General features: G+C 62.8%; 10 protein-coding genes and 1 pseudogene. 1 reads left to right on the top strand and 10 read right to left on the bottom strand.

The genetic code is table 11. The features are described 5' to 3' along the window. Positions 1–15: 15 nt before the first annotated feature. The 9 genes and pseudogenes from DWF74_RS00755 to DWF74_RS00715 form a co-directional block, all read right to left on the bottom strand. A complete protein-coding gene (locus DWF74_RS00755; protein ID WP_115580051.1) occupies positions 16–1,383 on the bottom strand; it encodes a hypothetical protein in 1,368 nt (455 codons plus the stop codon). Next, complete coding sequence (locus tag DWF74_RS00750) at positions 1,380–4,937, bottom strand: hypothetical protein (RefSeq protein ID WP_115580050.1); 3,558 nt, start codon at positions 4,935–4,937, stop codon at positions 1,380–1,382. The genes DWF74_RS00755 and DWF74_RS00750 overlap by 4 nt, the downstream gene beginning before the upstream one ends. A 2-nt stretch (positions 4,938–4,939) precedes the next feature. After that, a complete protein-coding gene (locus tag DWF74_RS00745) occupies positions 4,940–5,872 on the bottom strand; it encodes a hypothetical protein (RefSeq protein WP_162884048.1) in 933 nt (310 codons plus the stop codon). A 90-nt stretch (positions 5,873–5,962) separates the two neighbouring features. Further along, positions 5,963–6,298: a hypothetical protein gene (locus DWF74_RS00740; protein ID WP_102865014.1), complete on the bottom strand. Its 336-nt coding sequence runs from the start codon at positions 6,296–6,298 to the stop codon at positions 5,963–5,965. Between the two features lie 452 nt (positions 6,299–6,750). Continuing rightward, a complete protein-coding gene (locus DWF74_RS00735) occupies positions 6,751–7,089 on the bottom strand; it encodes a hypothetical protein (RefSeq protein WP_115580048.1) in 339 nt (112 codons plus the stop codon). Positions 7,090–7,512: 423 nt separating this feature from the next. Continuing rightward, positions 7,513–7,671: pseudogene (locus DWF74_RS30595) on the bottom strand (IS3 family transposase); the annotation flags it as partial. Between the two features lie 89 nt (positions 7,672–7,760). Next, positions 7,761–8,273 carry an Imm15 family immunity protein gene (locus DWF74_RS00725; protein WP_240321999.1) on the bottom strand — a complete coding sequence of 171 codons (513 nt, stop codon included), beginning with the start codon at positions 8,271–8,273 and terminating at the stop codon, positions 7,761–7,763. A gap of 118 nt (positions 8,274–8,391) precedes the next feature. Then, entirely contained in the window at positions 8,392–9,537 is a 1,146-nt protein-coding gene (locus DWF74_RS00720; protein ID WP_115580046.1) for an AAA family ATPase, read from the bottom strand. A gap of 14 nt (positions 9,538–9,551) precedes the next feature. Continuing rightward, positions 9,552–10,412 (bottom strand): RNA ligase family protein, encoded by an 861-nt coding sequence (locus tag DWF74_RS00715; protein WP_115580045.1) that lies wholly within the window; start codon positions 10,410–10,412, stop codon positions 9,552–9,554. A gap of 339 nt (positions 10,413–10,751) precedes the next feature. Between DWF74_RS00715 and DWF74_RS00710 the strand changes: the two genes are divergently transcribed. Then, complete coding sequence (locus DWF74_RS00710) at positions 10,752–11,411, top strand: hypothetical protein (RefSeq protein ID WP_102865021.1); 660 nt, start codon at positions 10,752–10,754, stop codon at positions 11,409–11,411. Between the two features lie 72 nt (positions 11,412–11,483). Here the strand turns inward: DWF74_RS00710 and DWF74_RS00705 are convergent, their stop codons facing one another. After that, on the bottom strand, positions 11,484–13,175 hold the full coding sequence (locus DWF74_RS00705) for a SulP family inorganic anion transporter (protein ID WP_115580044.1): 1,692 nt from the start codon (positions 13,173–13,175) through the stop codon (positions 11,484–11,486). Positions 13,176–13,338: the final 163 nt, after the last annotated feature.

Below are 13,338 nucleotides of genomic sequence, written 5' to 3'. Positions count from 1 at the left end.
CTGTCTTCTCCTTGTTCAGACCGTCACAAACAGGGCCAGGTGATCGCTGGTGGAGCGGATGTGCCCCAGGTTGCGCCAGCCGCGGTAGCGTTGCCGATCGCCCGCGGCGAATGCCGGGGCGGGGGCGGGGGGCGCCGGGACCCAGGCGGGCGGCGGCGCCTGGAAATCGCTGGCCATGGCCACCAGGCCCATGGGCGCACCGCCGGGCGCGGGGTTGACCACGTTCAGCGGCACCCCGACCACGCTGTTGGCGATGGTGAAATTGCCCGCCGCGCCGCCGCGCACCAGGATGTTGTCGATGGAATACAGGCTGCTGCTGTTGGATGAACCGATGTAGCGGTAGCCCGGATAGGGCACGGCCCCGGCGTTGGTTGACCAGAAAATGCTCGCGTTGCGACTGCGCAGGTGGGTGGCGAAGTAGCCGGTGTAGGCCTCCAGCGCCGGCGGCGGGGCCAGGGCCGGCGCTTGCAGTTGCAGGCCGTAGCCCAGGGCGGTGAGGGCGCCATAGCGCCCCGGATCGTTGCCGTTCTGGCTCAACAGGTTGACGTTGAAGTCGCCGGTGATGATCCGGGTTTCCAGCGCGCCCAGGGCGGCGCTGATGTCGCGCACATTGGCCAGGGCGTTGAGGTAGGCATTGGCCGCGACATATTGCGGTGGCGAGTGGATGGCAAACAGCGTGAGGTTGCGCTGCACCACCACCGGCGGGCCGTCGACGGTTTCGCAGAAGGTCACCATGTAGGGTTCGCGCAAGCCGCCGTAGTTGATCGCCGCGCCGAAATTGTCGACGAACGCGACCCGCGCCGCGCAGCGGCTCTCGTTGAGGTTGCCCGGGTTCAGCGCCGTGGGCGGAATGGGCCGATTGGGCACGCTGAAGCAGGTCTGGGTCTGCAACGCCGGGTAGTTGCCGGCGGCCGGCGGGGCCGGCACCTGGGGGTTGAAGCTGATGCCATTGCCCGCTGGCGACCAGGCGTTGGGGCCGGTGAACAGGCGCTTGCCCGCCGCTACGCCGCCGCCCGCCGGGATCACCGGTTTGTAGAACACCGCGACGCCCTCGGCGCGCCCGGCCTGGCCGACCACCAGGGGCGGCACCAGGTTCCAGGGCACGCCGGTCTGGTTGCGGATGCGCAGCAGCAGTTCGGCGCAGCCCTGCCAGCCGCCGGTGGGGGAGATCAGCGATCCGGGGCCGTGGCTGGGACCGCTGGCCGTCTCCACCACGACGAAGATGTCCGGGTTGAACGCGGTGATATGGGCCAGGATCAGGGCCAGTCGGTCGGCGGCGTCGAGGTCGGGAATGAAGGCACCGTTGCGATCGCGCTTGGTGCTCAGCGGGCGGATCTTGTTGTAGCCGAAGCTCTCGATGTTCCAGTACAGGACCCGAGTCATGGCGTCACCTCCGATGGTCCGGTCAATGCCGGTTGCGTGGACTGGCCCGACTCCATCGCTAGCAGGTTGGCGGCCTTGCTCTGCGGGTCTTTGACGTAGGCGGCGTACCAGCCCAGGCTGCCGGAGGACTGCGGGTCGCCGAACAGGAAGAACTGCAGGGTGGCGCCCGGCGGCAACTTGGCGATGCCGAGGATCTTGATGCCGATATCGGTCAGTTGCAGGTTGAAGAACCTGGCCTGGGTGTCGGTCTGACCGGGGATGGTCTGGTACAGCAGTTTGATCGGCCCGGTGGAGACCTTGATGATGCCCTGCAGGGAAAACACGCTGGCCGACGGCGCGGCGCCGGGCAGGCTGAGACCGACAAACAGCATTGGGCTGGCGTCGCTGCTCTTGCTGCCGGGCGACCAGGCGATCAGCAGGTCGGACTCGAAACCGGTGCCCGACACCAGGGACCCGGGGGAGCCCATGGTGACCTTGTAGACGATGCCCGACCAGGCGCCCGACAGCGCCTTGAGCGCCAGGTTCTGCGGCAGCACCGGGAGGAAGCCATAGTCCGCGGGCTTTTTCTGCGCCGGTGCCTGGATGAACTGCTTGAGCTGCAGGGTGAAGCCCTTGTACAGACTCTGTCCGCGCACCTGGCTGGTGGCCGGGTCGAACCCGAGGTTGTCGGGGTTGAAGGCAAAGCCCACGGCATTGGGCGTGGCGCTGGGAAAGGCCATGGCGATTTCCAGGTTGGTGTAGGCCAGGCCCTGGTTGCTCGGGCTGCCGTCGGCGCTGCCGAAGGACAGCAGGTCGAATGGCCCGTCCGCGGTCTTGAGCAGGGTGAAATCCAGCTTGCCCCACAGCAGGAAGCGGCTGGCGGTGGTGACACCGCCGTCCGGGCTGCCCAGGGTGTTGAACTGAATGCGGTTGACCGAGGCGGCCGGCAGCACGTTGCTGTCGAGGTTGAACAGGTAGCTCTGGCTCTGCTCGAACACGTAGGTGGTGGTGTCGTTCTGTTGCAGGGCGCTGCCGTCCAGGACCATGGCGTTCACCGCGCTGGGCTGGCCGGCGCGCAGGGTGGCGCGGATCGGCGAGCCGAACAGCAGGTCCAGGCTCAGCTGGATGCGACTGTTGAAGGTCACCAACCGGGATTGGCGGAACAGCGCCTGCAGCTGCAGGACACTGAAGGCGTAACCGTTGCTGGTGCTCAGGGCCACCGGCATGTCCGGGGCCGCGCCATTGGCCTGGGCCTGCTCATAGGCGGGGTTCTGGTAGTCGATCAGGCCGAACAGGGTGGAGATGCCCTGGATATCCAGGGTGTCGCCCTGTTGGCTGATGCGGCTGACACTGGCGCCAAAGTGGTGGGCCAGGAAGCGGCTGTAGTCGATGCCGGCGGCGATGCCCGCCAGTTGCTCGGGCAGGCTGTCCAGGGGCAGGTCGGCGTTGAGCACCATGAAGCCGTTCCAGGCCGGGTCGCTGACCTGGGCCACGAAGTCGGCGTAGAGGCTGTCGGGGCTGGCCGCGGCCTTGGCCTCGGCGACAGCGATGAAGTCCTGCAGCCACTGGGACAAACCGGTGTAGGCCAGGGTTTCCAGGCCCGGCGCCAGGTCCGCGGTCTTGGAGAACGTCTCGGGCATGGTCCAGCGATTGGGGTTGTCGATGCGCTCCTTCAGGCTGCCGGCGCAGTACTTCATGATCAGCACATTGCGGTAGCTGGTGGTTTGCACGCCGACGCCGATGTTGGCGATAAAGCGCCAGTCGGCGATGTCCATGCGGTTGCTGAAGCTGGCGCCCTGGGTGAAGAACGGCTGCGGATTGACCCCCACCAGAAACAGCTGGTTGGTCTGCAAGGCCTCGTGCAGGGCCTCGCTGGGCTGCACGAAGGCAAAGTCCAGCGGTCCTTGGGTGGATGGCGAGCGGGCCAGCAGCACCTTGGCGTAGCCGATGCCGTCGGCGTCCAGGTCCACCAGCAGGCCTTGCGGGGTGGTCGCCCGATTGGGTGGTGCCGCGTCGGTGGTCAGCAGCCGCTGCAGGCGCCGGGCCCGCGCGGCTTGTTTGCCCGGCAGGGTCGCGGCGCTGATCAGGCTTTTGCGCGAGGCGGCGAGGATCTCGCTTTCGAATTGGGTCAGGTTGAGGCTGGCATTGCTACTCACTCCCGCATACGGCACCAGCGGGAAGGCAAACCCGGCGTCCTGGGGCAGCGGGGTGCTCGGCGCGGCCGGAGCCAGCAGCGGTGTGGCGCCGTTGCTGCGGCCCTGGCCATAGAGCGGACTGCCGTCGGGCTGGGCACTGTAGGCCGGGGTGGAGGCGCCGGCCACCAGGCTGCACCAGGAGGTCCGGTGCTCGCCGTTGAGCAGGGCGCTGACCGCGCCACTGGTGGGCGTGACCAGGCTGCTGGCCTGGAACGGAAACACCGGTGCATAGGCCGGTTGCGCGGCGAGCAGGCGTAAGCGGTCGTTGTCTTGCGGGCTCAGGGAAGCGTTGTAGGCGGTAAAGCTCAGCCACTCGGTGCCGAAGATCCCGCACAGCAGGGTCTGCCCGGCGCCGGCAGCCGGCAGGCTCAAGCCAAAGTCGCCGGCCAGGGTCAGGCTGTAACTGCCGCCTTGGGCACAGAACACCAGGCTGGCGGCATAGGGCCGCGGCCAACCGTTGGCGTCCAGGCCATTGAGCGGGATCAGGCTGATCGGGTTGCCGGCGGTGCTGCGCCACTGGCTGGGCAACGCGGTCGTGCCGGTGTTGGCGAAGCTGATGGCAGTGCGGATCAGTCCGGCGGCTAGTTGCGCCGCGGCGATGTTCTGATTGAGCGGGTCCAATGGGTCGAGCACGCCACCCATGGTCAGTTTGGCGGGCATGCCGCTGGGGTTGAACACCGGGTAATTGAGCACGCTCTTGCCGCCTGCGGTGTTGGCCACATAGGTAAAGCCGGTCGGGAAATACTTGAGGGCGGGCTGGCTGCTGTAGGTCAAGGCGTAGGTCAGGCTGCCGGCCTGATTGCCGTCCAGGGGCACGTAGGCCAGGGGCTGTTGCGGCGGTGTCAGTTGCAGGCCGCTGTCGGCCTGCAGCTTGTCGCTCAAGCCCATGGTGATGCCGGTAGTGGATTTCAGGCGCAGGGCGTTGAAGTCCGGGTCGTATTTGACATAGGTGCCGAAGTTGACGAAGAACGTCAGGCGATCGCCAAGCCGCAGGTTGAGGTTGTTCTGCACCTGGCTGGGCGCCGCCACGCTGATGCGCAGGCCGTAGCTGTTGAAGGCCTGGGGCGCCGGCAGGCTGGACCCGGGCAACCACAGCAGCGCTCGGCCGACGAAGTTGCGCTGGTCGACGGCGAACAGAAAGTCGTACAGGGCGTTGATGAAGGCCGTGGGGTCGCTGCGCAGGGCGGCCGGTTCGCTGGGGGCGAACAGGTAATGGCCGGCATATTTGTCGAAGGCATCGGCCGGGCTCAGGCTGGCCGGCAGGCTGCCGGACGCGGTGCCTTTGGGCATGACATAACCGCGCCAGCCATAGCCGCTGGCATCCGGCAGGGCGTAGGCGGCGCTGTGGGCGATCTGCTGGTAGTCGGACGTGCTGGTCATGTCTATCCCCTGCAATTGTCGGCGCGGCCACGGATCCACGACCAGTCGGCGACACTGCCGACGTAGTGGTTCGGTGGGTTGTGACCGGACTGGAAAGTGCCATCCAGGCTGAGCTGCCCTTGCTGCTCCTGGGTGGCGGGACGAAAGTCCAGGAGTCCGCCCTCGATGCGCACCGGTCCGACGCTGGACTGTCGCAGGCTCACCGGGGTGGCGGTGGCCATGAGGGTGTAGCGGTCGATCAGATCGCTGGCGTAATAGAAGCTCACCTGGGCGGTCAGCGCGTTGCTGCTGTCGGCCTTGTAAGGGTCCAGCAGTTCCACGGTCACCTGCAGGTCCGGCAGCAAGGGCTGGCGGTAGCGGGCCAGGACACTGGTGGTCGGGCTCTGCCAGCGGATCAGGTCGCCACGATAGGCCTGGGTCACGGATTTGCCGCTGTCGCGCAGGTTCTCGATGGTGAAGTCGGCCAGCAGGTGCGAAGTGTTGGGTGGTGCGCAGAAAAAGGCGCCCAGGCTGCCCCAGACCCGCTGGCCATCGCCGTTGGCCAGATCGAAGTCGGCGGTGGGAGCGGCGGCGGTCATGTTCAAGCCGGTCAGGGCGGCGTTGCCCAGGGAAACCTGGGCATTGACCCGGGCTTCGTGGCTGTCCACCACCAGCACGAACATCACCGGACCGACCTGGCGATTGACCTTCATCCCGGGCAGCAGCACCGGACCCGGTACGCAAGGTTCGCCGGGGGCGGCAGAGGAGGAGGGCGAGAGGTCGACGCAATCCGCGGCGGGCGAGGTGGCATCGGTGCTGGAAAGGACTTGCTCGTGGCCGTTGCTGGACACCACTGGCGCACGGCTGCCGGTGGTCATCAACCACGCTGCAGTCGCCAGGATCGCGCCGAGGGTTGCCCAGAGAATCCGGGTGTAGAGCATCCGTTGCCTGGTCACGCGAGGGTACCGTCCATGTCCCGTATTGCATGAAGCGAAGCCGGCGTTGCCGGCCTCGCAAATGGGCTCCGGTCAGGGAGCCCGAGTCGATCACGACAGGGTGAAGGTCCCGATGTTGGTGTTGTTGAACGGCGTTTCCGAGCCGCTGTCGACGATCTCCCCGGTGAACAGGATGCTGAACGCCGAGCCCACGTTCTGCAGCTTGACCTGGGCACCCTTGCGCAGGATGACCGGACCGGCGGAGGAGTCGGCGCTGAGAGTCTGGACAGTTGCGGTGTTGTTGACCTGGGTGGCCCACAGCAGGTTGTTCTGATAGCTGAAGGTCACTTTGGTGGTCTGGTTGGGGTCGCCGTTGTAGGTCGCGGTGGACTGGCTGTTGATGGTCAGGGGGGTGGTGACGGTGTTTACCGAGGTGAAGGCGTTCATGTTGAATATCCTTTTCGTGTGTTGGGCATGATTCAGCTGGCTGAACCGGGTGAGAGTCTAGGTGTGCTTCCTGGTCTGTCGAGGTCGCTGACCCAGCGTTCGAAAGGCGTTTTTGACCCTCTGGCGATGCTCCGGACACACCGCGTTTAGCGCTGTAGACCGCATAACTTAAAGGCTCTTGGCCTGAATGCGAGTTCGAGGAGCAAGGCCTCTAATAGCGTTTTGTTATCACTGTTAATACAAAATAGTTGGACACTCCCGAGTTCTGCGTTGACACCCACGGATAGAGCGAAACCGCAACTAAGCTGGCAGGTGCGAGACGAGGGGGCATGGGAAAGAGGACACAGGATTAACTCAACTAAATCACCATTTAGTTGAATTAAATATATATGAATATATACGGAGGCGAAGGGGCCAGAACTCATGGCCTCTCCATCCTTATTTCGCGTGTATCACCAGGTTCGTCGGGTAACACGGCCCTGACTCTGGTCGAATTCGCCTTGGCTCACCGTAAGCGGTGCACCAATGCTCAAATCATCCGAATCTCGCTGCCAAAGTCTGAAAATAGGTTTGCCGGCCAGCTCCAAAACTACTAGGTCATCCTGGGTGGGTGGACTGACAATACTGTATTCCTCGGTGATTCCTGGGTATCCAAAGCTGACTGAAGCTGTGCCTTGATCAAAATCAGCGATTCGTTTTGGCTCAACATGAGCATCGACTTCAAGTGTGAAAATATCCATTTCCATTGAGTCTGATTTGTTGGTGCGCGTGAAGGACAACTTGAATTTCATCCATGACCTCAATTATGGGTAGCTGTGGTTTGCGAGTGTAGATTCTCATGACTTGCTCGGATAAGCCAACCGCGACGGAGTTGTCGTCAGGTGTCCCGAGCCTCTTTGACTCACGCTTTAATGAGATCCAGGTACAAGTTGCTGCAGAGTGATCGAATCCTGTGCCAGGCTCGAAATCTCACCAAGAGAGCCCCCAGTCGCGCACAGCATCATTCGCATAATGTATATTATGTTAAATAATATGCCACTGAATCGCCCCGGATTCTCTAGACACCTTGCAAACTCATTGCGTAACGCTTTCAAACTCCCCCGGCGACAGCTGATCGTTGAAGCCATGCCGACGTTTTACGTTGTAGAACATCTCGATGTAGTTGCCTCGGCGACTATCACCTCTTGCTTAGGTTTACGCCTCCAAACCGCCATCGCCACACGATGATGACCACAATCCTCACCGACCTCGCGCAGATCGTCATGGATTTTGCGATAGCCATAAACGCCGCCGCTCTCCAGCCAGGAATGCTTGATCAAACCCAGTAATCGCTGATCGTCTTTAGCGCGTGCAGATTGCGGATCAGACAACCAAGTACGCGGCGGCCTTCAGTGACGCGCTTGAGTTCTGCTTGCAGACGACGCAGTTCAGCGTGTCGATCATCGTGACAAGTTCTTTGCACTCAATAAGTCCTGGGAACAGCGAAGACCCTTACAGATTCCTCTGAGCAGACGGCGTCATGAAATCTACTTTCATAAAAGTCAAAAGCAGTTTCTACCCCGCTGTTGGAAAAATACCTTTTTACTTCCTGCAACTCCCATGACTCAAGATCTCCATTATTTTCTCGTATTTTTTCCAAAAAACCGACTGAGGCCGGCTTTGGATAAATAAATATATTAGGTATGAGAATGCCTTGTTCCTCCAACCCCGCAAAGTCTGTAAAGGTCACGGCAAAAAACAAACTTTCACTTCTAGATACTTCTAACAATCTTAAAGTATTCAAAAGAAACACAGCGAGCCCTGTCAGAAAGTTAGAAGCCCCGCTGTCGCCCAGCTCATCCTTCAAGAGCTTTAAGCGACTGTATCTTGACGCAAGTGGAATTTCTTCAAAGCTTTCATAGCTTTCGAAGAATACATCCATGTCGTTGTACGGTTCTTCGCTGATTATTTTACTGTAGATATCTGTAAGCTTCATTTTCAGGAGGGGCTCCATCCGTACTTGTTAAGTCATTAATTTGTTTTCTTTTGCCCTGCTATAGAACTTTGAAAGCTTTTAATGAAGAGCGAACTTATATTAGGAACGTAAGTGCCACTCACCCCGTCACCGCCTGATAAACCACCCGATGCGCCTCGGTCGGCAGCGGCACTTCCCACTTGAACAACATGCGGCGGATATCTTCGTTGCGCAGTGAGGTGTCGCGCTTCTGGTTGCGCCGCATGATCTCGTCCTCGGGCCGTTCCAGGTAAAGAATTTCCACCTCGGCGCCGTAGCCGTAGAGCAAGTCCAGGGTGCGGTTGCGCATCTGCGCCGACAGGTGCGTGGAGTTCCACACAAAGGGTTTGTGCTCGCGCAACAAGGCCTTGGCCCGGTCGATGGCGTAATGCGCAGCGGCGCCTTCGTTCTGTCCGTGGCGCAGGCCCAGGGCCTGGCGCGCGTCGTCGAACGACACCACCGGCAGCTCCGGGTAATGTTGCGCGGTCCAGGTATCCTTGCCGCTGGCCGGCAGGCCCGAGAGCATCACCACCGACGAGCCCTGCGGCGGGTGCAGCGGGTAGTCGGGATGTACCCGGGCGCCACGCAGGTACTGAATGCGTGTGTAGTCGTCGACAAAGGCCCGTGGCCCGTGCAGGCAGCCCTCCTCCCGCGCCAGTTCGCGCCACAGTTCGATGGCGTCCAGTACATCGGCCTTGCCGGCGTAGTCGCGACCCTGCATATCGGCCTCGGCCACGGCACAGAGCATCCACAGCGGCAGTTCCCAGGACAGTTTGTGCAACAGGAACTCAGCGCTGCGGCCGCTGCGATCACCCTGCAGGGCGAAGAACGGCACCTGGTGCACGGCGATGATGCGGCAGATCTGCTCGCGCAACTCGAACGGCACACCGGCGCGCCACAACAGCAGCCGCGCATCCACCGCGCCCCGGCGTGAATGACCGGGCTGGCCGATACGTCCGGTATCCGGGTCGATCACCGTGGTGTCGGGCTTGGCGATATCGTGCAACAGGGCAGCGAAGAACAGCACAAAGCGCTGCTCGGCGCTGGCCTGCTGGTAGGCGGGTTGCGCCAGCAAGGCTTCGACCACCAGACGGGTATGAATCCACACATCGCCCTCGGCGTGGTAGGTCGGGTCTTGCGGTGTATCGGCCAGGCGCGCCAGGGCCGGGATGGCCGCCAGGCAGGCGGCGGCATCCATATCGCGCCCCGGCTCGGGGACCAGTTGTTGCAGTTGTCGAATATCCATATCGGGATGCTCCTTCAATAGCCTTGGCGTGGGCCCTGCCAGTCCATGGACAGGCGCGGGGCATAGAGGTCGACGCCGTCGGCCAGTTGATTGGGGATGAAGGGTTGGTTGGCATGGTGCTGGTCGGCATCAATGATGGCCTGGACGAAGTCCTGGCGTACCCACTTGAGCCGGCCGAGGGTCTGCTGCTCGTCCTCGAGCTTCAGATACAGGCCTTCCATGCGGCTGGAACGGTCGCACTGGCGCCAGGCACGGGCCAGGTCGAGGCCTTCGCGGCGCACCACCTGCTCGAACACCTCGCGCCAGCGCTCGGTCTTGGCCAGCGAATCGCCCACCAGCGCCATCAGCTCGGCATGCCGGCGCGGCGCCGGGCCTTCGTACAGCACCGGCACCGACAGCACCGGCCCTCCTTCGAGCAGGCACCGGCGCGCCGCGGTGGAGAGGAACAGCCCTGTGGCGCGGTCCCACACATCGAACTCGCAGAAATAATGTGGCAAGCGGTCGTAGAACACCGAGTGCTTCTTGTGCAGCCATTCGCCATACAGCACGAAGCGATCTTCCAGGCGCTCCAGCAACCAGTGTTCGTGAGCCACGGCCCACTGCTTGAACAGATTGAACTGGCGCTCGCGCCCACCGCCGGTGAGGTAGTGACCGCGAGATTGCAGGCGCAACTCGCCGCTTGCGCTAAAGCTGATGCCGGCGTTGGCGCCATCGAGTTTTTCTTCCACCACCAACCACTGCCCGGCTAGAGCGGCATAGCGCACCTGGCCAGTGTCAGTGTCGCCATCTTGCAGGCGCGAGCCTTGCAGATGGGGCGTGCGGGGGTATTTGAGCAGTTCCAGGTTGTGCGCGGTGGCACGAATATCCATGTGCATGGGTTTGTCCTCGAAAACAGAGAAAAACCAACGACAGGATCAGGCAGGCATGGCAATCAAGCGCCGCCGCGCATAGGCACGGGCAGCCATCAGGCAGGATGGACCGTCGTCGGTATCAGGCGTGTTGGCTGGCGTAGGGCACTGGCTTCACCACTTGGAGAAAAGGTTGCAGAGGCTTTAGGGCGCGCATTCAACAGCAGATAGCGGCATCAGGTCAAGTCCCGAAAGGGCAAAACTCCAGCGGCCCTGTTTGCGCGCAACACCCGAGCTTTTGTCATGAAAAAAACCGCCTGGTGCTCATAGGGTGCAGCCAGTCATAACCTCGATAAGGAATCGATCATGAAACTTTCAAGCGTGCTGATGGCTGGCGTCATTGGCCTGGCCCTTGCACCTTTGGCCCAGGCCTCGTCCACATCGGACAGCGAAGAAAAAGCCCAGTTACGCAAACTCTTCTGCGAGTCGAAGGGCGGCGCCGATATCACGGCGCTGGGTGAGTTGAAGAAGTCCGACGACGTCGGCGCCGTGGTGGTGTGCAAGCTCCCGCCGTCGCCCACCACCGTGGTGGAAAACCAGGCGGCATCGAGCCTTGCCGCCCTGCCATTGACGCCCGTCACGGCAACGCTTGCGCCACCGTCCGGGGTCTACAAGCTCGCCCCAGGCGCCAGCAGCGTCAACACGTCCTGCTCGGCCAACCTGGCCATCGCCAAATGGGCAGGCTTTCCCAATACCAGCAACGGCAACGCCACCTTGAACTGTCGCGGATACAACGCCGGCGCAGCAGGCGGCACGCTGGGGTGCAAGATCGAATGGACCGGGCCGACCCAGGTCGCCATCGGGGTCACCCCTTACGGCGGCCAGGTGGCGGTGAACTTCAGTTGCCAGGCCCTGTACTTCGGCTCCGTCGGCACGGTGATGGATTTCAGCTACGCCGATCCGACTTATCCGCGCATCCGCTACGGCTCGGTCCAGGCCACCAGCAGCATGACCATCACCCAGTAAGGCCGTGCCGGCTCGGCTGAACTTCGGTCAAGCGCCGGCGGGGTCGCTCCCTGCCGGCCACCCTCCTCTGCTTCACTGCTTGCCGCGCATGCTGTTGCGCCATATGCGGTAGGCCCTGATCCCCGAACGCACCGAACTGAACAGCAACTGGCGGTCCATTTCCCGGGTCATCCCCGAGCGTTCCAGCATCGTCAGGAAAGTACCGCGAGCACGGGCGATCGCGAAGTAGATGCCCTGGGCGGCCAGGGTTTCGCGGATTTCCCGCAGCACCGCGATGCCGCTGACATCGATATCGGTCACCGCCTCGGCATTGAACAGCACCACCTCGGGCTGGCTCTCGCGCTGCACGGTGTCGAGCAGGCGCATCTTGAAGTAGTCGGCGTTGAAGAACAGGATCGCGTCGTCGAAGCGATACACCACCAGGCCCGGCACGGTGTGGGCTTGCGGGTACTGGCGGATGTCCACCTGGCCTTCGATGCCCGGCATCCAGCCCAGCACCGCGTCGGTGGGTTGGTAGATGCTGTACAGCAGGCGCAGGATGGCCAGGGTCACGGCGAAGATGATGCCCGGCAGCACGCCCAGGCCCAGCACGCTGACAGTGGTCAGCAGGCACAGCCAGAACTCGAAGTGGCTCAGGCGGTAGATTTGCTTCAGGGACTTGACGTCGAGCAGGCCCCAGCCCGCCATCAACAGCACCGCGCCCAGGGCCGGCTGCGGAATCCACGCCATGGGCGCGGTGAAAAACAGCAGAATCAGCGCAATCGCCAGGGCGGCGATGATGCCCACCAACTGGCTCTTGCCTCCGGCCATGTCATTGACCGCGGTACGCGAATCCGCGCCGCTGATGGCAAAGCCCTGGGAGGCTCCGGCCGCCAGGTTGCTCAGGCCCAGGGCGATGAATTCATGGTTGGCGTTGATCGCGTAGCCATGGCGCGCCGCGAAGCTGCGGGCAGTGAGCATGGCGCTGCAAAAACTCACGGTGGCGATGCCCAGCGCGTCGCGCAGCAGGCTCTTGCTTTCCTCCAGGCTGGTCTTGGGCCAGGACAATTCGGGAATCCCGGCCGGCACAGGGCCGAGGATCGCCACCCCGAAGCGGTCGAAGCCCAAGAGCCCGGCCAGCAAGGTGAACAGCGCCACCGTCAGCAGCGCTGCCGGCAGCCGCGGGTAGCGTCGCGGCAGCCAGATCAACAGGCCCAGGCTGGCCAGGCCAACGGCCAGGGTCAGGCCATGGATCTCCCCCAGCCGCTGGAGAAAGTCCGCCAATCCCAGAATGAAGCCGTCGCCTTCGATCTTGAAGCCCACCACCTTGCCCATTTGCCCGGCGATCAGGCTCAGACCGATGCCGTTGAGGTAACCGATGAGGATCGGCCGCGAGAAGAAGCTGGCGATAAAACCCGCTCGGGCGATCCCGGCGGCAATCAGCATCAGGCCCACCAGCACGGTGACGATCATCGACAATTCGACGGTACGCTGCAGGTCGCCCATGGCCAAAGGCGCCACGGCCCCGCCGAGCATGGCGCAAGTGGCAGCATCGGGGCCGACCATCAGTTGCCGCGAGCTGCCGATCAAGGCATAGACAATCATCGGCAGCACACAGGCGTAGAGCCCGTACTGTGGCGGCAGGCCGACAATCTGCGCATAGGCGATGGCGATCGGGATCTGGATAGCCGCCACGGACAACCCGGCCCGCAGGTCGGCGCGAAACCATTCGCGGCGGTAGTGCAACAAGTTGGACAGGCCAGATAGACAGCGCGATAACGACATGCCGAGTCCTTTCGAAGTATTGCGTTCTTGTGTTTGGTTGCGCTCCGGCAGCCCTCTTGTTTGGCCAGGCGATGCGGGCGCGTATTCAAGCGAATCGGGCCACTGGGCGCCATGAGCTGGAGCAGCTTTTGCGTCGATCGAAAGGGTTATGCACTTTCACAAG

This window comes from Pseudomonas protegens (assembly GCF_003363755.1).
GTDB classification, from domain to species: Bacteria; Pseudomonadota; Gammaproteobacteria; order Pseudomonadales; family Pseudomonadaceae; genus Aquipseudomonas; species Aquipseudomonas danubii.
Note: the sequence above shows the minus strand (reverse complement) of the source record. Positions and strands in the feature narration are given on the sequence as shown.